This is a genomic window from Thermotoga sp. RQ7, from assembly GCF_000832145.1.
Taxonomy (GTDB): Bacteria; Thermotogota; Thermotogae; order Thermotogales; family Thermotogaceae; genus Thermotoga; species Thermotoga neapolitana.
On sequence record NZ_CP007633.1, the window covers coordinates 1,600,063 to 1,620,451 of the forward strand.

Sequence of the window (20,389 nt, forward strand, 5' to 3'; positions counted from 1 at the left end):
TGGGAGGAAATAGCATGAAGAAAAAGTATGTAACGATCAGAGACATAGCAGAAAAGGCGGGAGTTTCGATAAACACAGTTTCAAGAGCGCTCAACAACAAACCGGACATAAGCGAAGAGACCAAAAAGAGAATACTGGAGATAGCCAGAGAACTTGGATACGTGAAAAACGCAACTGCTTCGTCTTTGAGAAGCAAACGCACGAACATTGTGGGGGTCATCATAGCAGACAGCGCCAATCCCTTCTATGCAGAGGTGCTCAAGGGAATCGAAGTTGCTTCCAGGAAATATGGCTATCAGATCATCCTCATGAACACAGAGAGAATCTACGAAAACGAAGAAAAAGCGATCGATGTTCTCCTTCAGCGAAGAGTCGACGGCCTTCTCATAACACCAGTTCAGGACAGATCGGACGATATAGAGTTTTTGATAGAAAGAAAAGTTCCCTTCGTCGTGGTAGGAAGGCACTTTGAAGGGCTGGAAGTGGATGAGATCCACAGTGATGAGGTGAAAGGAGGATATCTGGCAACAAAACACCTCATCGATCGTGGAAGAAGAAACATACTGATGATCAGTGGATACCTTTTTAAGTCCGCTGCTTACATGCGACTTGAAGGGTACAAGAAGGCGTTGAAGGAACATGGTATTCCATTCAAAGAAGAGATGGTGATCGTGACGGACATCGACATAGAAAGCGGTTATCAGGCGATGAACGAAGCGATCGAAAAGGGGCTTCATTTCGATGCGGTTTTCTGCTATAACGATCTTCTTGCCTTCGGTGCTATGAAGGCGCTGAAAGAGCACGGATACAGGATTCCAGAAGACGTTGCTGTGGTTGGCTACGATGATATCGTCTATTCCTCCTTTGTGTGTCCTCCTCTGACGACGGTAAGGATAAAGAAGTTCGAGATGGGCTTTGAGGCGTTCAGGATGCTTCTTCAGAGGATGAAGGGAAGAAGAAAGAAGAGAAAGCGTGTGATACTCGACGTGGAACTCGTTGTGAGAGAGAGTAGTTGATATTGTTGATTTCTGGTCGTTAGAGACAAATATATTCATTTATGAGCGTTTAGAATCAAAATTCTCGGTTTTTCTTTCCTTGATCCTCTGTGAACGTTCACGGTATCATTTACATGGTAATACCAATCTTTTGTTGGGGAGGGTGGTACTATGAAATTCCGATTTTGGATGGTTCTGGTACTTGTTATCCTGAGCGTTTTCGCTGTTGCCAAAGAAAAGATTGTCGTGAACTCCTACATTTCTGATCCAGCACCAAGGATCGTTTTTGCGGAGTTAGTGAAGATGTTTGAGGAAAAATACCCGGAATATGACGTAGTAGTGAACACGTTCCCACACGAAGATTTCAAAACTCTTCTCAGAACCTGGTTGAATTCTGATGAGGCTCCCGATGTCGTTACGTGGTTCGCTGGTGAAAGAATGAGGTATTTTGCTAGCAAAGGACTTCTCGAACCTGTGGATGATATCTTTGCTCCCAAAAATTTTGAAGATTATTTCCCGACTTCTTTCAGAAGTGCCTGTGAGTATGATGGAAGGATCTATTTTGTTCCTCAGAGTTGGTACTGGTGGGGTGTTTATTATAGGAAGTCTGTCTTCGAAAAGTACGGTATAACTCCTCCAAAAACTTGGGAAGAGTTCATAAAGGTTTGTGAGACCCTGAAGGAAAATGGAATAACTCCAATAACCATCGGAACCAAATACCTCTGGCCAGCAGCGGGATGGTTTGACTATCTCGATCTCAGGGTAAATGGGCTGGACTTCCATATGAAGCTTACCGCTGGGGAAATTCCATATACTGATCCAAGAGTCAAAGAAGTTTTCCAATACTGGAAGGAATTGGTCGAAAAAGGTTTCTTCCTTGAGAACCATTCCTCCTATACCTGGCAGGAAGCAGCCGCATTCCTCTTCAGAGGAGAAGCAGGAATGTATCTTATAGGACAGTTCATAAAAGATGTTGCTCCTGAATCTGTAAAAGATGATCTGGACTTCTTCAGATTCCCCATAATAAAGCCGGAGATAGGCCTTTACGAAGAAACACCAATAGATGGATTCATGATACCAGCAAGAGCTAAGAACAAGGAAGGTGCCAAAGTGTTCCTCAAGTTCATTGCTGAAAAGGAAGTTCAGGAATACTTTGCTAAAAAACTCGGGAGACTTGCAGCAAACAAGAATGTAGAACCAGCAGACGAACATGCAGCAAAGGGATTGAAGATGATACTCGAATCTGATGGCGTCGCCCAGTTCTACGACAGAGATACAAATCCAGAAATGGCAACAGCTGGTATGAACGGCTTTGTTGAATTCATGATTTATCCTGAAAGACTCGATCAAATTCTCGAAAATCTTGAAAGAGAAAGACAGAGGATTTTTGGGAAATAATTCCGGGGAGGCGGTCCGCCTCCCTCTTCTTCTCCCGACAAAATGTGTCCACAAAGGAGGAATATCCCTGTGTTGACAAAGAGATGGTGGGTCCCGTATGTCTTCTTGGCTGTTCCATTGACGCTTTATTTTATCTGGGTGATTTCTCCCATAGCGCAGACAATAATTTTGAGTTTCACAAATTGGGATGGAGTCAGCACAAAATTTGATTTTATAGGGTGGAAGAACTACACCAGACTTTTCTCTGATCCTTACTTCTGGCTTTCCCTTAAAAACAACATAAAATGGCTTGTGTTTTTTGTTATTGTCGCCATTCCTGCAGGATTGGGAATGGCGATGCTCTTGGACCAAAAATTTCCTGGAAACAAAATTTTTAAAACCCTCATATATCTTCCAATGACTTTGTCTTTTGTCGTCATAGGACAAATATGGTCATGGATTCTTGAACCTAGAAGTGGTGTTTTGAATGAGTTTTTAAGAGCCATAGGTCTTGGTAGTCTCGCGAAACCCTGGTTGAGTGACCCGAAAATTGTAACATATGCCCTTATAATGGCTGCACTGTGGAGGCAGATCGCCTACGCTATGGTACTTTTCCTTGCCGGTTTGAAGAATGTTTCTACTGAATTAGTCGAAGCAGCGTACGTCGATGGTGCCAATGCATGTCAGAGATTCTGGTATGTGATTCTACCCGCTCTTAGACCAGCTATGGTAATAGCCATAACGGTGAATATTATAGATTCTCTGAGAGCATTTGACATTGTCTACGTTATGACTCGCGGAGGACCTTTCTATTCATCCAGTGTTCTGGCAAACTACATGTACATCCAATCATTCCATAACTATCGAATGGGTTATGGATCTGCCATTGCTGTGATACAGTTCCTTATAACGCTTGGTTTCATCATTGTGTACCTTTTCTATACGCTAAAAAGGGAGGAAGAATCCATATGAACAGAAAGAAAGTGTTGAAAGCCATTATTTTTTATTCCCTGTCTGTTGTTCTGGTAATTATGTGGATGCTTCCCTTCATTATATCGATATTCACATCGCTTAAAACAATGGATGAGGTTATATTGGGAATAAGATGGTGGGAACCTCCGAAGAAACCAACTTTTGAAAATTATGTTATAGCCTGGAGAGAAGCCAATATGAAGAGGTACTTCATCAATACATTTATAATAACGAGTTTGTCCGTGTTAGGAGCATTGTTTGTATCCAGTTTAAGTGCTTTTGCGTTATCCTGGTATAACTTCAAGTTGAAAAAACCTCTTTTGATAATGTTCGTTTCTGGAATGCTGATACCTTTCCAAATGTTGATGATACCCGTTTACAGATTTTCAGTTAGGACAGGACTTTACGATACTTACTGGGGGGTAATACTCTTTCATATTGCATTTCAGACTGGTTTTTGTACTTTTTTCCTGAGAAATTTCATGGTTACCATACCAAGAAGTCTTTTTGAAGCAGCGAAAATCGATGGAGCCGGTGACTTCTTGATCTACAGAAAGATCATGATGCCATTGATACTGCCGGCCCTGGCCGCTCTTGGTATCCTTGAGTTCACCTGGATATGGAACGATTATCTCTGGTCGCTGGTTCTCATACAGAGTGATAGTTTAAAACCAGTAACCCTTGGTTTGACAACTCTCCAAGGACAGTGGGTCACGAGCTGGAATGTGATAGCTGCTGGAGCAAACCTTGCTGCGTTAGTACCAATAGTTGTTTTTCTGATCTTCCAGAGGTATTTCATAGAAGGGCTGACGCTTGGAAGTGTGAAGGGTTAAAAACTATATGGGGAGGATCTGTCATGCTTGGAGTTTGTTATTACCCAGAACACTGGGGTGTTGAAAAGGTAGAAGAAGACTTCAGAAGGATGAAAGAACTCGGGATAGAGTACGTGAGAATCGGAGAGTTTGCTTGGAGCAGAATAGAGCCGGAGCGAGGAAAATTCAACTGGGAATGGCTGGACAGAACGCTGGAAGCGGCCGAGAGGATGGGTTTGAAGATCATCCTGGGAACACCCACAGCCACACCTCCAAAGTGGCTTGTGGACGAGCATTCAGAGATCCTTCCTGTCGACAGAGAAGGAAGAGTGAAGAACTTTGGCTCCAGAAGACATTACTGTTTCTCCAGCCCTGTGTATCGGGAAGAAGCAAAGAGAATCGTCTCCATTGTTGCAGGAAGGTACGGAAAGCATCCGGCTGTTGTGGGCTGGCAGACCGACAACGAGTACGGCTGTCACGACACGGTGAGGTGTTACTGTCCAAGGTGTAAGAAAGCCTTCCAGAAATGGCTTGAGAGAAGATACGAAGGAGACATAGATAAACTGAACAGGGCCTGGGGAACGGTGTTCTGGAGTCAGGAATACAGGTCCTTCGAGGAGATAGAACTTCCCAACCTCACACCTGCAGGTCCAAATCCTTCGCATCTTCTCGATTACTACAGATTCGCCTCAGACCAGGTGGTAGAGTTCAACAGGCTCCAGGTGGAGATCATAAGAGAACTTTCTCCGGGAAGGTTCATCACGCACAACTTCATGGCTGGCTTTACAGACTTTGATCACTACAAACTCTCAAAAAACCTGGATTTTGCCAGCTGGGACAACTATCCGCTCGGTCACACCCTCGTCTTTCTGAGAGCAAAGGGAGAAAGCAAAAACCCGTTCGACAGGGTGGGGCACCCCGACATAATCTCCTTCTCACACGATCTTTATCGTGGTGTGGGTAGGGGAAGGTTCTGGGTGATGGAACAGCAGGCAGGGCCTGTGAACTGGGCTCCCTACAATCTCTGGCCGGCAGAGGGTGCGGTGAGGCTCTGGACCTGGCAGGCTTTTGCACACGGAGCAGAAGTGGTTTCTTACTTCAGGTGGAGGCAGGCACCCTTTGCACAGGAGCAGATGCACTCTGGCCTTCTTGCTCCGGACTCATCTCCATCTCAGGGATATCAGGAGGTAAAGCAGGTCTTTGAAGAACTGAAAGGTGTTGATCTGAGCGAACCGGTAAAGAGTGAAGTTGCCCTCGTTTTCGATTACGAGACGGCGTGGGTGTTTTCCATCCAGCCACACGGCGAAGGTGTTAATTACCTTGATCTTGTCCTCAGGTTCTACAGTGCCCTCAGAGGGCTTGGCCTCAATGTGGATATCGTGTCGGCTGATTCTCCTCTAGATGGTTACAGAATGGTGGTTGTTCCAAGCCTTGCAATCGTGAGGGAAGAGGCCCTGGAGAACTTCAAAAAATACAGCGGTGTTCTTGTGATTGGTCCAAGAAGCGGTAGCAAAACAGAAACCTTCCAGATTCCAGAAGAGATGCCTCCCGGTCTTCTGAAGGAGATCATACCTGTGGAGGTAAAAAGGGTTGAAAGTCTTGGAACAGGAAACGTTGAAGTTCTTCTGTGGGATGGGAAAAAGTACCCTGTGACGATCTGGAGAGAGGATGTGGATCCCACCATCGCGGAAGTGGTGGCAAGATTTGAAGACGGTCCCGGAGCGATCTTTCGTAAAGAAAACGTGTACTATCTTGCTTTCTGGCCGGACAGGGAATTTCTTCTGGATCTCTTCGAAAAACTGATGAAGGAAACAGGGCACGTGGTGAGAAGACTTCCAGAGGGTGTGCGCATTCAAAAGAGAGGAAAGTACACGTTTGCTTTCAACTTTTCACCTCATGAAACAGAAGTGGAGATACCGGGTGATGCCCGGATCGTTCTGGGAGATCGAAAAGTAGAACCTTACAGTCTGGTTGTCTGGGAAGAAGTATGAGGAGGCGAGTGGATGGAGACGCTGGTAGAGGGTAAAAATCTGAAAGCTTACTATGTTCTGGAATTCTGGGGCAAAAAAAGAACGATAAGAGCCGTGGATAACGTGAGTTTGAAGATCTTCTCGGGTGAGATCTATGGTATTGCAGGTGAATCCGGTTGTGGAAAATCTACACTCTTGAAAACTCTTCTTGCAAACCTCGAGCCTCCTCTGAGATTGCTTGGTGGTGAACTGAATTATTGGCTCGACAGCAAACCTGTAAACGTTGTGTCACTGAAAGAAGAAGAAAGAAGACGTCTGAAATGGCGTTTCATCTCCTACATTCCTCAGGGTTCCATGCACGTTTTGAACCCGGTGAAGCGTATAAGGGACACGTTCATGGAAATCCTGAAAAGCCACGTGAGAAGGCAAAAAGAAACGTTTCTTGAAATGGCCGCTGAACACTTAAAAGCCCTGGGCCTTCCTTCCAGGGTACTGGACATGTTTCCCCATCAGCTTTCTGGTGGAATGAGGCAGCGCGTTACCATAGCACTTGCCACTCTCTTGAAGCCTCGCGTCATCCTCGCTGACGAACCAACAACTGCCCTGGACGTGGTAGCACAGCGTGCGGTCATACAGCTTATAAAGAAAATTCAAAAAGAGCTGAAGAACACCATTGTTCTGGTGACGCACGATATGGGTATCCATGCTCAGGTCACAACAAGAATGGCAATCATGTACGCGGGAAAGATCGTGGAAGAGGGTCCAACGCTTGAGATCTTTAAAGAACCTCTCCATCCCTACACGAGATATCTCATACAATCACTTCCCAGAGTGGGGGACAAGCAGTTGAGAGAGGGAATCCCTGGTTCTCCTCCATCTCTTGTTTCACCTCCTTCAGGTTGCAGGTTTCATCCAAGATGCCCACACGCAACACAAAGGTGTGAGGAAGAAGAGCCGGTTTTTCTGGAAGTAAACCCAGGACACAGAGCAGCCTGTTTTCTGCTGGGAGGATGAGAAGATGGTCTACGAATGGGAAAACCCTCAGCTTGTGAGTGAGGGAACAGAAAAGCCTCATGCCTCTTTCATACCCTACCTCAATCCGTTCACAGGAGAGTGGGAGTATCCCGATGACTTCATCCTGCTCAATGGAAACTGGAAATTCTTCTTTGCAAAAAATCCCTTCGAGGTTCCGGAGAACTTTTTCCTGGAAGGTTTCGATGACACAAACTGGGACGAAATAGAAGTTCCAAGCAACTGGGAGATGAAAGGCTACGGGAAACCCATCTACACAAACGTGGTCTATCCCTTCGAGCCGAATCCCCCGTTTGTTCCAAAAGACGACAATCCAACCGGGATATACAGAAGGTGGTTGGAAGTACCGGAAGAGTGGTTTGAAAAGGAAATCTTTCTTCACTTCGAAGGGGTACGGTCTTTCTTCTATCTTTGGGTGAACGGGAAAAGGATGGGATTCAGCAAAGACAGCTGCACACCCGCTGAGTTCAGGGTCACAGACGTTTTGAAACCGGGAAAGAACCTGATCTGTGTGGAGGTTCTGAAGTGGAGTGATGGGAGTTACCTGGAAGATCAGGACATGTGGTGGTTTGCAGGAATCTACAGGGATGTCTATCTCTACGCACTTTCGAAGTTCCATGTGAGAGACATATTCGTGAGAGCAGACCTCGATGAAGATTACAGGGACGGAAAGATCTTTCTGGACGTGGAACTGAGAAACCTTGGAGAAGAGAAAGAAAAAGATTTCATTATCACACTCACAGATCCACAGGGAAAAGAGATGACTCTGGTGGAAGAGAAGGTGAGACCAAAAAACGAAACCCTGTCTTTTGTCTTCGAGGTGAAAGACCCGAAGAAATGGTCAGCAGAGACTCCTCATCTTTACGTTTTGAAGGTGAAACTGGGAGAAGATGAGAAAAAAGTCAACTTCGGGTTCAGGAAGGTGGAGGTAAAGGATGGAAGGCTTCTTTTCAACGGGAAACCTCTCTACATAAAGGGAGTGAACAGACACGAGTTCGACCCAGACAGAGGCCATGCGGTGACCGTGGAAAGGATGATAGAGGACATAAAACTCATGAAACAGCACAACATAAACACCGTTCGAACCTCACACTATCCGAACCAGACGAAGTGGTACGACCTGTGCGACTACTACGGCCTTTACGTCATAGACGAAGCAAACATCGAATCACATGGTATCGGCTGGGATCTCGATGTGACACTTGCGAACAGACCGGAGTGGGAGAAGGCTCACCTTGACAGGATCAAAAGGATGGTGGAGCGTGACAAGAACCATCCCAGCATCATCTTCTGGTCGCTTGGAAACGAGGCAGGAGACGGAATGAACTTTGAAAAGGCCGCCCTCTGGATAAAAGAGAGGGACAACACAAGACTCGTCCACTACGAGGGAACAACAAGAAAGGGAGAATCGTACTACGTGGATGTCTTCTCTCTCATGTACCCGAAGATAAACGTTCTTCTCGAGTACGCCTCCAGAAAGAGGGAAAAGCCTTTCATCATGTGTGAGTATGCCCACGCGATGGGAAACAGTGTGGGAAATCTGAAGGACTACTGGGATGTGATAGAAAGGTATCCGTATCTTCACGGAGGGTGCATCTGGGACTGGGTGGACCAGGGAATCAGGAAAAAGGATGAAAACGGAAGGGAATTCTGGGCGTACGGCGGGGATTTCGGCGATGAACCAAACGACAAGAATTTCTGCTGCAACGGAGTGGTCCTTCCCGACAGAACACCCGAGCCAGAGCTTTACGAGGTGAAGAAAGTCTATCAGAACATCAAAGTGCGCCAGATCGCAAAAGACACCTACGAAGTGGAGAACGGGTATCTCTTCACAGATCTTGAGATGTTCGATGGAACTTGGAGGATCAGAAAAGACGGTGAAGTGGTGAAAGAAGAAAGGTTCAAACTCTCAGCCAGGCCAGGAGAAAAGAAAATTCTTAAGATACCACTTCCAGAGATGGAAGACTCCGAGTACTTCCTTGAGATCTGTTTTGCTCTCTCTGAAGATACCCTCTGGGCGAAGAAGGGACACGTTGTAGCGTGGGAACAGTTCCTCCTGAAACCTCCCATCTTTCAAAAAAGCATTGTTCAGGAAAAAGTAGATTTCTCAGAAGATGGAAGATACCTTCTGGTGAGGACAAAAGACGCGGAGTTTATCTTCTCGAAACTCACCGGACTTCTGGAGCGCATCGTGTACAGGGGAAGGGATATCCTGACAGGATCGATCGTTCCAAATTTCTGGAGGGTTCCAACGGACAACGACGTCGGAAACAAAATGCCAGAGAGGCTATCCATCTGGAAGAGGGCATCAAAAGAAAGAAAACTCTTCAAGATGTTCTTCTGGAAGAAAGAAGAAAACAGCGTATCCGTTCAGAGTGTCTATCAGGTACCCGGAAACAGCTGGGTGTACCTCACCTACACTATCTTTGGAAACGGTGATATCCTCGTGGATCTTTCCCTGATTCCCGCAGAAGGTGTACCGGAGATTCCAAGGATCGGTCTTCAGTTTGCCGTTCCTGGAGATTTCAGGTTCGTTGAGTGGTACGGAAGGGGTCCGCACGAGACCTACTGGGACAGAAAAGAAAGCGGACTTTTTGCTCGATACAGAAGGACTGTTCAAGATATGATACACAGGTACGTCAGGCCACAGGAGACAGGAAACAGATCGGACGTGAGATGGTTCGCTCTCTCCGATGGAAGGGTGAACCTTTTCGTGTCGGGCATGCCGGTGGTGGATTTCAGTGTCTGGCCGTTCTCCATGGAAGACCTGGAAAAGGCAGATCACGTGAACGAACTTCCAGAAAGGGACTTTGTCACCGTGAATGTGGACTACAGACAGATGGGACTTGGAGGAGACGACAGCTGGGGGGCACAGCCCCACCTGGAGTACAGGCTTCTACCAGAACCGTATCGCTTTTCTTTCAGAATGAGGGTAAGTGAGGAAATTCTATCCTGGAGGGTTCTTCCAGCGATCTCTGAAACACTTCACGCTGAGATGTCCTCAGAGGACATGATACGCGAAGGAGACACCCTGAAAGTGAAACTTTCTCTTCTGAACGATTCTCCACTGAGCAGAAAAGAGCAGATCATACTCTTTGTGGACGGAAAAGAACATTCGGCAAAGAAGGTGGTTATACCACCCTTCAAAGAAGAAACGCTGGTCTTCAAAGTGAACGGACTGAAGAGGGGAGAGCACCTCGTATCCACCAGTCTGAACACGGGAAAAACCATCTATGTGAGGTGATCTGTGTGGAGATTTTCAAAAGACCGTTCAGAGAAGGAAAATTCACTCTGAAGGGAAAAGACTACACCGTTGAGTTCAGTGTGGAAAAGATCCATCTTGGATGGAAGATTTCAGGGAGAGTGAAGGGAAATCCTGGAAGGCTTGAGATCTTTCGGGAGAGTGCTCCAGAGAAACTCCTTGTGAACAACTGGCAGTCCTGGGGACCATGCAGGGTGGTGGATCTTTCATCCTTCACACCACCCGAGATAGACCCAAACTGGCAGTACACGGCCTCTGTGGTACCGGATGTAATAAAAAGCCACCTTCAGAGCGACTATTTCGTGGCAGAGGAGGGAAGAGTGTACGGCTTTTTGAGTTCGAAGATCGCACATCCTTTCTTTGCGGTGGAAAACGGAGAACTTGTTGCGTATCTTGAGTACTTCGATGTGAAGTTCGATGACTTCGTTCCGATAGAACCTTTTGTCGTTCTTGAAGATCCAAACACCTCTCTCCTTCTGGAAAAGTACGCTGAACTCGTCGGAAAGGAAAACATTGCAAGAATACCAGAACACACACCGGTTGGATGGTGCAGCTGGTACCACTATTTCCTCGATCTCACCTGGAAGGAGACTTTGAAGAATCTGGAACTTGCAAGGGAGTTTCCCTTCGAGGTCTTTCAGATAGACGATGCGTACGAAAAGGACATCGGAGACTGGCTCGTCACGAAGAAAGACTTCCCATCTGTGGACGAGATGGCAAAAACGATACAGGAAAAAGGCTTTGTTCCTGGTATATGGACCGCACCGTTCAGCGTTTCGGAGACGTCGGACGTGTTCAACACCAACCCAAACTGGGTCGTGAAGGAAAACGGAAGACCCAAAATGGCTTACAGAAACTGGAACAGAAAGATTTACGCTCTTGATCTTTCAAACGAAGAGGTACTGGGCTGGCTCTTTGACCTTTTCAGCTCTCTCAGGAAGATGGGCTACAGATACTTCAAGATCGATTTTCTCTTTGCAGGAGCGATTCCGGGTGAGAGAAAGGAAAACATCACACCCGTTCAGGCGTTCAGAAAGGGGCTGGAGGTGATCAGAAAGGCAGTTGGAGACGACTCGTTCATACTCGGATGTGGCTCTCCTCTTCTTCCTGCCGTTGGGTACGTTGACGGCATGAGGATAGGACCGGACACCACACCCTTCTGGGGAGATCACATAGAAGACAACGGAGCACCCGCTGCAAGATGGGCTCTGAGAAATGCCATCACACGTTACTTCATGCACGACAGACTCTGGCTGAACGATCCGGACTGTCTCATCCTGAGAGAGGAAAAAACAGAACTGACCCCAAAAGAGAGAGAACTCTACTCGTACACCTGTGGAGTCCTCGACAACATGATCATAGAAAGTGACGACCTGTCACTCGTGAAAGAACACGGAAGAAAGGTTCTGAGAGAGACACTCGATCTTCTCGGGGGAAAGCCCCGTGTTCTGAACATCATGACAGAGGATCTGAAGTACGAGATCGTCTCGTCTGGCACGATCTCTGGGAACACCAAGCTCGTTGTCGATCTCAAAAACAGAGAGTACCATCTGGAAAAAGAGGGAAAGTCCTCTCTGAGAAAGAAGGTTGTCAAAAGAGAAGACGGAAGAAACTTCTACTTCTACGAAGAGGGTGAGAGAGAATGATGGAACTCAGGTACAACCCGCTCACAGACGAATGGGTGATCGTCTCCGCTGCAACACAGAAAAGACCGGTTCAGCCTTCGAAAACGGAGTGTCCCATATGTGTGGGAGGACTGGAACTTCCCGAAGAGTACGATCTGGTCACCTTCGAAAACAGATATCCTTCTCTCAAAAAGGACCCTCCCCCTGTGGACTGGAAGGAGAAGGGACCTTTCAGAAAAGAAGAGTCTCGCGGTGTATGCGAGGTGGTGGTCTACACCTCCGACCACAACACCGCACTCCCCGGTATGCCTCTGAAACAGATAGAAAAACTCGTTGAGATGTGGGTGGACCGAACCAGGGACCTTTCTCGGCACGATTTTGTGAAGTACGTCTTCATCTTCGAAAACCGTGGAAAAGAAGTTGGTGCCTCTCTTCCCCATCCACACGGTCAGATCTACGCCTTTCCTTTCCTTCCAAAAAGAATAGAGGTGAAGATAGATGCGATGAGAAAGTGGTACGAGGAAAAAAGAAGATGTCCCATCTGCGAGATCCTCGAGAACGAAGAAGAGGAAAGGAAGGTGTACGAAACAGAAAACTTCGTAGCGGTTGTTCCCTTCTACGCGCGCTTTCCGTACGAGGTGCACATATATCCAAAAAGGCACGTGAGCACGCTCCTTGAGTTTTCTAAGGAAGAGAAGAAAGAATTCGCAAAAGTATTGAAAGTGGTGACCGCCAAGTACGACAAACTCTTCGATCAGGAGTTTCCGTACATGATGATGTTCTTTCAGGCACCATTCAACGGCGAGGACGTTTCTCACTTTTTCCACTTCCATGTGGAGTTCAATCCACCAAAAAGAGACAGGGACAAGTTAAAGTGGATGGCAAGCGTTGAGACGGGTACATGGGCTTTCATAAATCCCGTTGTTCCGGAGGAGGCAGCAAGACAGCTCAGGGAGACGGAGGTGGAGATATGAGGGTGAAGGCACCGGGAAGAATAAACATCATCGGAGAGCACACCGACTACAACGACGGGTACGTCCTTCCTTTCGCCGTGAACAGGTTCGTTTTTCTCACGATAGAAGACTCGGAAAAGTTCGTCTTCCACTCGGAGAACATGAACGAGACGGTGGAAATGGAAAAAATAGAAAAACTGAACAGGTGGACGGACTACATCTCCGGTGTTATCAAAGCCTTCGAGAAAAAAGGCTACAGAGTGTCTCCTGTGAAGATCTCGATTTCGTCAAACCTTCCCATGGGTGCGGGGCTTTCAAGTTCTGCAGCACTTGAGATGGCAACCGCCTATGCGATCTCGGAGCACTTTGGTTTCCATCTGCCTAAACTGGAACTCGTGAAGATCGCACGTGAAGCGGAAGTGGAGTTTGTCGGTGTCAGGTGTGGGATCATGGACCAGTTCACTTCCGCTTTCGGGAAAAAAGACCACGCGATCTTTCTGGACACGATGACCCTCGAGTACGAGTATGTTCCCCTGAAACTGGAAGGCTACGAGATAAACCTCGTCGATTCCAACGTAAAGCACGAACTTTCCTCCTCCGAGTACAACAAAAGAAGACAGGAATGTGAAGAGGTTCTGAGAATTCTTGGAAAAAGAAGCTTTCGTGAAGTGACAAAGGAAGATCTGAAGAAACTCCCGGACGTTTTAAAAAAGCGTGCCCAGCACGTTCTGGAGGAAAACGAAAGAGTGCTTAGAAGCGTTCAGGCGTTGAAAGAGGGAGATTTCGAAACACTTGGAAGGCTCCTTTTCTCTTCTCATGAAAGCCTGAGAGATCTTTACGAGGTGTCCTGCGAAGAGACAGACTTCATCGTGGATTTTCTGAAGGGAAAGGAGGATATTCTGGGTGCAAGGATGGTTGGCGGCGGATTCGGTGGAGGTGTGATCGTTTTATCGAAAAAGGGCGCTTTTGAGAAGATCAAAGAAGAACTGAAAAATGCCTACAGTGATCGTTTTAAGATAGAACTCACCTTCCACGAGATAGAGAGTGCAGACGGTGTTCAAAAGATCTGAAGGGAGCGCAGGCTCCCTTTTTTGATGGTCACGATGCAGGTGATGATGTGTTGCGAAACCTGGTTCAGATTGTGAAGAAACATATAAGACAATCCAATGTTGTTGTTAGAATGGGTGGGGATGAATTTCTCATAATTCTCAGAGGGTGCTCTCCGGAAAAAGCAGAAGAGATCACCCAAAAGATCCTCTCCGATTTTGAAGAGTCCAGGTTTCATCTAACGTTTTCATATGGCGTTCATCCTTTCACGGGTTCCCTGAATGAAAGAAACCCTTGCAAAGGTTGGTGGACTCATGTACAGGATGAAAAAGGAGAAGAAGAGGGGGAGCACATAAAAACAAAAATGGCTCCGGCGGCAGGACTCGAACCTGCAACCACCTGGTTAACAGCCAGGCGCTCTACCGGTTGAGCTACGCCGGAACCTCCAGGGATAATTGTACTATATACTCTCAGAAATTTCAAGTGGGGACGATGGTAAAATGAAGGAAAAAGTTGGAAAAAACCTAAAAACCAGCGACCACCTTTCGAAGCGCTCTTGGAAGAAGTCTTGACAGTCTGAGAAGTATTTCCATGAAAGCGACAGAAAATCCCACCATGACCAGCACCCAGCACCATCCGGGAAGATCGATGAACGTGTCCAAAAACACGTAGAACATCCATTGGAACGGCATGTGTATCATGAAGAGAAGAAAAGAATACCGCCCCATCCTCCTCAGGATTCGAGAGTTCATTTTTTCGGCCATCCACGAGAACACTCCAATGCTGTATATCCCAAGGACCACTCCAGGAAGGGAGAACTGGTCTGCAACAAAACCATTGAACTTCCTGTGAGAATTCCAGTATTCTAAAAGACCAATGGTAAGAAAAACAATGTAGAAAATTAGAGAGGTTTTGTTCAGGGTACGTTTCTTTCCTTCATGAGTATCCTTGTATCCCAGGATAAAGGGAAAAAGCCAGTGAATGGGATTCAAATACGTGATGAGTGCTCCCTCAATCGGTGGAAGAAGTTCATTCTTTGTCAAAAACCAGAGGCTCACAATTGATGAATTGACAACAGCACCGGCAAAGGAAAAAGGAAGAATCCTTCCCGGATTTCTTATGAAAATGGATACAAAAAGCAGGATGATCACGACGAAAACAAAATAATACTGCCACGATCCACTGAAGGAAAAGACGGTGAGAAGATATTTTGAAAACAAAGAACAATTTTCTACGTTGAATATTTGCCTCGTTACCCATACTTCAGAGTATCTTCCATCCAGAATAAGATAAAGAAAAAACGCAACAGAACCCCAGAATAGATAAAAAAGAAAAAAAGACAGTGCCTTTTGAACGACCTTCAGAGGTCTTTTCCTTACTCTTCCCTGCGAATAGCCAAAGAGGTAGACGAACACAAATACGGACGGGCTCACAAACCTGAGAAAAGGGATGAAAAACGTCAGATCCCTGTACACTGAAACGATGGCATGTCCCACAAGAACGAACAGGATCAAAAGACCTCTTGTTGCCTCCACCCGAATTCACCTCTGCTAAAATAGTATCGAAAGGAGTGAAAGAATGAAAAACAGGCACTTTGCTCTTTTGTATCTTGCTTTGTTTCTGATTCTTGCAAAACTCTCTCCTTTCATTATAACCGCTCTGGTAATGGGACTGTATCTTTCGATAATAGTTGACTATGTGGCACGGTTTTTGGGGCTGTTCATAAAGAAACCGAGGTCTCTTTCTCGTGTTCTGGCGAATGTGTTGATATTTCTCATGATAGCCTACTCTGCTGTCAATTTCTTTCCCGTTATCATAAAAGAGGCTCAGAGGGTCTTTTCAGAGATAGATAGGGTCAGAACAGGGCTTGAAAACATGGAAATACCAGAATGGGTGAGTTCTATCATAAGCAACATCAGTGCTTCGTTCTCAGAAGGGGCGCTTTCCCTTGTGAACCGTATCGTGGGGTATGTACCGTCCTTCATAACGGCCGCAGTTCTCATAGTGATCACGTCTTTCATCGTCTCGTCACTGAAGAAACTTGTGAAGGAGAACGTTTCTTATCTTTTTCCGAAAGACCCTGAAGATGGAAAACGTTTTTTAAAAACCACCTACTCTGAGTTTGAAAGGTTCGTGGGTGGTCAGGTTCTGGTTGCGATATTCGTTGGGGTGTTCGTGGGTGTTGGTGCGTTTCTTTTCAGGATTCCCAGTGCCTTCTTTCTTGGGATGCTTGCGTTCATAACGGATTTTGTTCCATACCTCGGCGTTATCATCTCGGCTATTCCTCTTTTGATGCTTTCTTTCTCCGTGCACGGTCTGTACGGACTTCTCATAGGAACGATTATCCTCGTGGCGGCGAATCAACTGGAGATGTGGGTTCTGGCACCCAGAATACAGAGCAGTGCTTTGAACATCCACTGGTTCATAATCTTGATCACCATCCTCATATTCGGTGATCTTTTCAGTTTTGGTGGTGTTCTCATAGCTCTTCCCTTTTTGATATTCCTGAGAAACTACTGGGAGCACTATGTGATGGGAGGATGATATGATGCCCACTTACACGTTCAGATGTGAAAACTGTGGAGAGGAATACACCACGTTCACCTTTTACAGCAAGGTGGAAGAGGTGAAATGTCCTCAGTGTGGCTCAAAAGAAAAGGAAAGGGTGTACAAAAAGGTTTCCTTTTCCGTTCAGGGTGGTTCTTCTACCTCGTGTGGTGGTAGCTGTGGTGGTTGTTCAGGGTGTGGTTAGTCTTCTTCTCCCTCGACCACCTTTCTGATCCTTCTTTCCAGTTCTTCTTCGTAATCTATCTGGATCTTCTCGTACACGTCGTTCATGAGAGGTGAGGAGATCAGAAAGTCTGCCGTTGATCTTGTGATGGCAACGGGGATGTTGTACACCGTGGCGATTCTTATGAGAGCTTTCACGTCGACATCGTGTGCCTGTGGTTCCAGAGGATCCCAGAAGAAGATGAGAACGTCTATCTTTCCCTCGGCTATCATCGCGCCGATCTGTTGATCACCACCAAGAGGACCGCTTTTCAGCCTGTGCACCTTAAGACCGAGTTTTTCCTGAAGAAGGGCCCCCGTGGTGCCGGTGGCGTACAGTTCATGTTGAGAGAGTGTTCCAAGGTTGAAACTCACCCACTCAAGAAGGTCTCTCTTTCTTCTGTCGTGTGCTATGAGGGCAATTCTTTTCTTTTTGTCCATGAAGATCTTGTACCTTCTTGGCCTATCCATCATCCTTTTCCCCCTTCTTCCTGAATTTGTTTATGTACATTCTTTCATCTGCGACTTTCATAAGTTCCTCTATACTTTCACCATCATCAGGAAAAACACTGATTCCGTAACTGAATTTCACCAGAAAGCGGTCTTCATCCACGACAACAGGTTCCCTGAAACGATCTTCTATCCTTCTGATCATGGCTTCTGCTCCATTGAAGTCCGTCTCAGGAAGGACTATCCCAAACTCGTCCCCACCGAGTCTTCCAACGATATCGGATTTCCTCAAAAGCGTGGAGAGTATCCTGGCGAACTCCTTCAGGACACGGTCTCCCACAAGATGCCCCTTCGAATCGTTTATGTGCTTGAAATCGTCCAGGTCGATGAAAATAAAGGAGAGTTTCCTGTTGTACCTTTTCGAAAGGTTCATCAGATACGCCAGTCTGCTCTCGAACGCCTCTCTGTTGTAAACACCTGTGAGCGGATCGTGTTCTGCAAGCCAGAGGATCCTTTCTTCACCCTTCAGCTTCCAGTAAACAAGTTCCAACTGGTTCTTCAAAAGTTTTGCCATCTCAAGAAAGTCTCTGTCAGGTTCTCTGCATGTGAAGAGAAAGAATGCGAAAGTTTCTGTTTCGTGTTCCAGAGGAATTTTCAGGACACCGTTTTCACATGTGATGGTCTTTGGAACGTCAGACAGACTCTCTTCAAGAGAACTGCCAAGTGAGACTCTGAGGTGATACTTTCCATCTTCTTTCTCATAGAAAGCCACATCTTCTGCATCGAACACCTCTGCGATCAAAGGCAAATACTGTTTGAACACATAGTCACTCCATCCAAGTGATAGAAGACTGCCTGACAGGTTCAAAAGGAGATGGTAGAACTTTCTGTCCCTTTCCAGAGAAAGAAGGTTTCTTCTTTCCTCGGTTATATCGATGCCGGCTACCATCAAACGGTTCTCCTCGAGGGGGATGAACACCCATCGTACGATTCTTTCTCCTCCGTCTCTGATGATACCTTCGTGCACGACTTTTTCTTTGAAAGCCTTTTCAAAAAGACTCTTTGGGAAACTCTCAGGAAAGAGTTCGAACCAGTTTCTGTTCAGAAGGTCCTTTCGATCCGTCTTCAAAAGTCTGCATCCTGCTTCGTTTATGTCCTCCACCGTTCCATCTTCCCTTAGAATAACACTCAAAACAGGTATGTTGTTGAAATATGTGAGAAACCTTTGCCTTTCTCTTCTGATCTGGTTTTCTATCTTTCTTATCTCGGAAATAGGCCTTGCGATTTCCTGTATCAGAACAACCGTTTTTCCCTCATATATGGGTATCAACTTGCTCTCACATGGAACGATTTCTCCGTCCTTTGAAACGAACTCTCTCTCCAGCGGCTCGACAGAACTCTCAGGATATGAAAGCGACATCATCCGGAGTGTGACCGTTTCATCCGAAGAGGAAATGTCTTCGATGGTCTTTCCTATCAACTCTTCCTTTGTGTACTTCAGGAACTTCTCGGCAGCGGGGTTCACCTCGACGATCTTTCCGTTCACATCGTAGAAGATCACCATGTCGTTGTTTTCGTTGAAGAGTCCTCTGAACATCAGAGTGAGTCTTTTCAGTCTGAGCATCACTTTGAAGGTTTCAAAGAAGATCAGGAAAGAGCCGGCCAGGTAGAAAACGAACTTCACCAGATAAAACGAGTTGGGAAAGAGAAAAAAGACCTCCAGAAAGTTCATCAGTGCACCAAGAAACAGCAAAGCAGCACCCATGAACGAAACGTTCATGTCGACCAGATGAAAGAGAACGATAAGAAGAAAAGACGCAAAAAGGAAAACGACTCTGGAGAGAACGGTTCTCCAGTAGATCTCAAGATCCGTGTGAAGAAAGATTCCGTTCAAAAAGGAATGGATGATGAGAAAACTGGCACCTGCAAAGAGTGCCAGCCAGAGAATCTTCTTCATTTGACCTCTGCCAGCTCCCTGTGGACTCTTTTCAGAAGGTTCGGTATGTCGAGTTTCTGTGGGCATTTGCTGAGGCACTCTCCGCACTCAACACAGAAAGAAGCGGCAGACTTTTGACTCTCAAACCATCTGTACGTTCTTCTGCCACCTTCCCAGTCTTCGAACATCACGGTTTCGTTGTACAGTCTGAAGTTTCCAGGGATGTCCACTCCGTTCGGACAGGGCATGCAGTATCCACACTCCGTGCAATTTATGACTGCGAAAGACTCGAGCGTTTTCTTTATCTCCTCTATCATCTTCATGTCTTCTTCTGTAAGATTGTTCGGTGTGATTTTACTCATGATCTCCACGTTCTGCTTCACCTGTTCCAGTGTGCTCATACCACTCAGTATCGTGGAGACTTCTGGATGGTGTCCGAGCCACCTGAAACTCAGTTCGACGGGAGACCAGTCTTTTCCGTATTTTTCTAAGATTTTCATCACTTTCTCAGGAAGTCTTGCGAGTTTTCCACCCTTCAGAGGTTCCATGATCACAACGGCAAGACCCTTTGAACCAGCGTATTTGAGACCTCTCAGACCAGCCTGGTAATTTTCGTCCATGTAGTTGAGCTGTATCTGACAGAAATCCCAGTCGTATCCATCCACGATCTCTTTGAAGACAGGATACCTGTCGTGGAAAGAAAAACCGGCGAACCTTATTTTTCCTTCCGCTTTCATCTTCTCGAAAAATTCAAAGAACCTGAGTTCTTTTATCTTTTCCCATCTTTCCCTGTTCAGTGCGTGCATCAGGTACATGTCCACGTGGTCTGTCTGGAGTTTTTCGAGTTGTTCATCCAGATATCTGTAGAAATCCTCGTGTTTTTCCACCTGCCAAACGGGAGACTTCGTGGCAAGAAAGACCCTCTCTCGATAGCCATCTTTCAGGGCTTTGCCAACGACTTTTTCACTGTTTCCACCGTGATACGGATAGGCCGTGTCGACGTAGTTCACACCGTGGTCGATCGCATATCTGATCATCTCGATCGCCTTTTCTTCGTCGATTTTTGAGTGGTCCTCTCCTATCACGGGAAGTCTCATCGCTCCAAAACCAAGAAGAGACGTTTTCACCCCGGTTTTTCCGAAATCTCTGTACTGCATGCCTTCACCTCCTTCCATGTCAATTTTAGCAT

The 20,389-nt window shown here is 46.3% G+C and carries 16 protein-coding genes, 1 tRNA gene and 1 pseudogene; 13 read left to right on the top strand and 5 right to left on the bottom strand.

What is annotated here, in order from left to right; genetic code table 11:
- Window positions 1–14 precede the first annotated feature (14 nt).
- The 11 genes and pseudogenes from TRQ7_RS08210 to TRQ7_RS09805 form a co-directional block, all read left to right on the top strand.
- Window positions 15–1,016 carry a LacI family DNA-binding transcriptional regulator gene (locus TRQ7_RS08210; protein WP_038067791.1) on the top strand — a complete coding sequence of 334 codons (1,002 nt, stop codon included), beginning with the start codon at window positions 15–17 and terminating at the stop codon, window positions 1,014–1,016.
- 168 nt (window positions 1,017–1,184) lie between these two features.
- A complete protein-coding gene (locus TRQ7_RS08215; RefSeq protein ID WP_255347891.1) occupies window positions 1,185–2,393 on the top strand; it encodes an ABC transporter substrate-binding protein in 1,209 nt (402 codons plus the stop codon).
- Window positions 2,394–2,465: 72 nt separating this feature from the next.
- The gene (locus tag TRQ7_RS08220) at window positions 2,466–3,344 is read left to right on the top strand and encodes an ABC transporter permease subunit (RefSeq protein WP_038067944.1); all 879 of its coding nucleotides are present in this window, start codon (window positions 2,466–2,468) and stop codon (window positions 3,342–3,344) included.
- The gene (locus tag TRQ7_RS08225) at window positions 3,341–4,177 is read left to right on the top strand and encodes a carbohydrate ABC transporter permease (RefSeq protein WP_015919844.1); all 837 of its coding nucleotides are present in this window, start codon (window positions 3,341–3,343) and stop codon (window positions 4,175–4,177) included. Before TRQ7_RS08220 ends, TRQ7_RS08225 begins: the two co-directional genes overlap by 4 nt.
- A 23-nt stretch (window positions 4,178–4,200) precedes the next feature.
- Window positions 4,201–6,147: a beta-galactosidase gene (locus tag TRQ7_RS08230; RefSeq protein WP_041844413.1), complete on the top strand. Its 1,947-nt coding sequence runs from the start codon at window positions 4,201–4,203 to the stop codon at window positions 6,145–6,147.
- A 12-nt stretch (window positions 6,148–6,159) separates the two neighbouring features.
- Window positions 6,160–7,140 (top strand): ABC transporter ATP-binding protein, encoded by a 981-nt coding sequence (locus TRQ7_RS08235; RefSeq protein ID WP_041844414.1) that lies wholly within the window; start codon window positions 6,160–6,162, stop codon window positions 7,138–7,140.
- A 4-nt stretch (window positions 7,141–7,144) separates the two neighbouring features.
- Window positions 7,145–10,402 (top strand): beta-galactosidase LacZ, encoded by a 3,258-nt coding sequence (gene lacZ / locus TRQ7_RS08240; protein ID WP_041844415.1) that lies wholly within the window; start codon window positions 7,145–7,147, stop codon window positions 10,400–10,402.
- Window positions 10,403–10,407: 5 nt separating this feature from the next.
- Window positions 10,408–12,066, top strand: a complete 1,659-nt coding sequence (galA, locus tag TRQ7_RS08245; RefSeq protein WP_041844416.1) for an alpha-galactosidase — start codon at window positions 10,408–10,410, stop codon at window positions 12,064–12,066.
- The gene (gene galT / locus TRQ7_RS08250) at window positions 12,063–13,019 is read left to right on the top strand and encodes a galactose-1-phosphate uridylyltransferase (protein ID WP_041844417.1); all 957 of its coding nucleotides are present in this window, start codon (window positions 12,063–12,065) and stop codon (window positions 13,017–13,019) included. The genes galA and galT overlap by 4 nt, the downstream gene beginning before the upstream one ends.
- Window positions 13,016–14,068, top strand: coding sequence for a galactokinase (locus TRQ7_RS08255; protein WP_041844418.1), 1,053 nt, complete (start codon window positions 13,016–13,018; stop codon window positions 14,066–14,068). The genes galT and TRQ7_RS08255 overlap by 4 nt, the downstream gene beginning before the upstream one ends.
- A 71-nt stretch (window positions 14,069–14,139) precedes the next feature.
- Window positions 14,140–14,247 (top strand): annotated as a pseudogene (locus TRQ7_RS09805) (diguanylate cyclase); the annotation flags it as partial.
- Window positions 14,248–14,410: 163 nt separating this feature from the next.
- On the opposite strand, the gene TRQ7_RS08265 reads toward TRQ7_RS09805, so the two are convergent.
- A tRNA-Asn gene (locus TRQ7_RS08265) sits at window positions 14,411–14,486 on the bottom strand.
- An 83-nt stretch (window positions 14,487–14,569) separates the two neighbouring features.
- Window positions 14,570–15,580, bottom strand: a complete 1,011-nt coding sequence (locus TRQ7_RS08270; RefSeq protein WP_041844420.1) for an acyltransferase family protein — start codon at window positions 15,578–15,580, stop codon at window positions 14,570–14,572.
- 43 nt (window positions 15,581–15,623) lie between these two features.
- On the opposite strand from TRQ7_RS08270, the gene TRQ7_RS08275 reads away from it, so the two are divergent.
- On the top strand, window positions 15,624–16,589 hold the full coding sequence (locus TRQ7_RS08275; RefSeq protein WP_041844421.1) for an AI-2E family transporter: 966 nt from the start codon (window positions 15,624–15,626) through the stop codon (window positions 16,587–16,589).
- 4 nt (window positions 16,590–16,593) lie between these two features.
- The gene (locus tag TRQ7_RS08280) at window positions 16,594–16,797 is read left to right on the top strand and encodes a zinc ribbon domain-containing protein (protein WP_041844422.1); all 204 of its coding nucleotides are present in this window, start codon (window positions 16,594–16,596) and stop codon (window positions 16,795–16,797) included.
- Here the strand turns inward: TRQ7_RS08280 and TRQ7_RS08285 are convergent.
- From TRQ7_RS08285 to TRQ7_RS08295, 3 genes are read right to left on the bottom strand one after another with little or no spacing between them, the layout of a single operon-like run.
- Window positions 16,794–17,288 carry a methylglyoxal synthase gene (locus tag TRQ7_RS08285; protein ID WP_015919861.1) on the bottom strand — a complete coding sequence of 165 codons (495 nt, stop codon included), beginning with the start codon at window positions 17,286–17,288 and terminating at the stop codon, window positions 16,794–16,796. The genes TRQ7_RS08280 and TRQ7_RS08285 overlap by 4 nt on opposite strands.
- Window positions 17,278–19,221 (bottom strand): diguanylate cyclase, encoded by a 1,944-nt coding sequence (locus tag TRQ7_RS08290; RefSeq protein ID WP_041844423.1) that lies wholly within the window; start codon window positions 19,219–19,221, stop codon window positions 17,278–17,280. The genes TRQ7_RS08285 and TRQ7_RS08290 overlap by 11 nt, the downstream gene beginning before the upstream one ends.
- Window positions 19,218–20,357 carry an aldo/keto reductase gene (locus TRQ7_RS08295; protein WP_041844424.1) on the bottom strand — a complete coding sequence of 380 codons (1,140 nt, stop codon included), beginning with the start codon at window positions 20,355–20,357 and terminating at the stop codon, window positions 19,218–19,220. Before TRQ7_RS08295 ends, TRQ7_RS08290 begins: the two co-directional genes overlap by 4 nt.
- Between the last annotated feature and the right edge of the window lie 32 nt (window positions 20,358–20,389).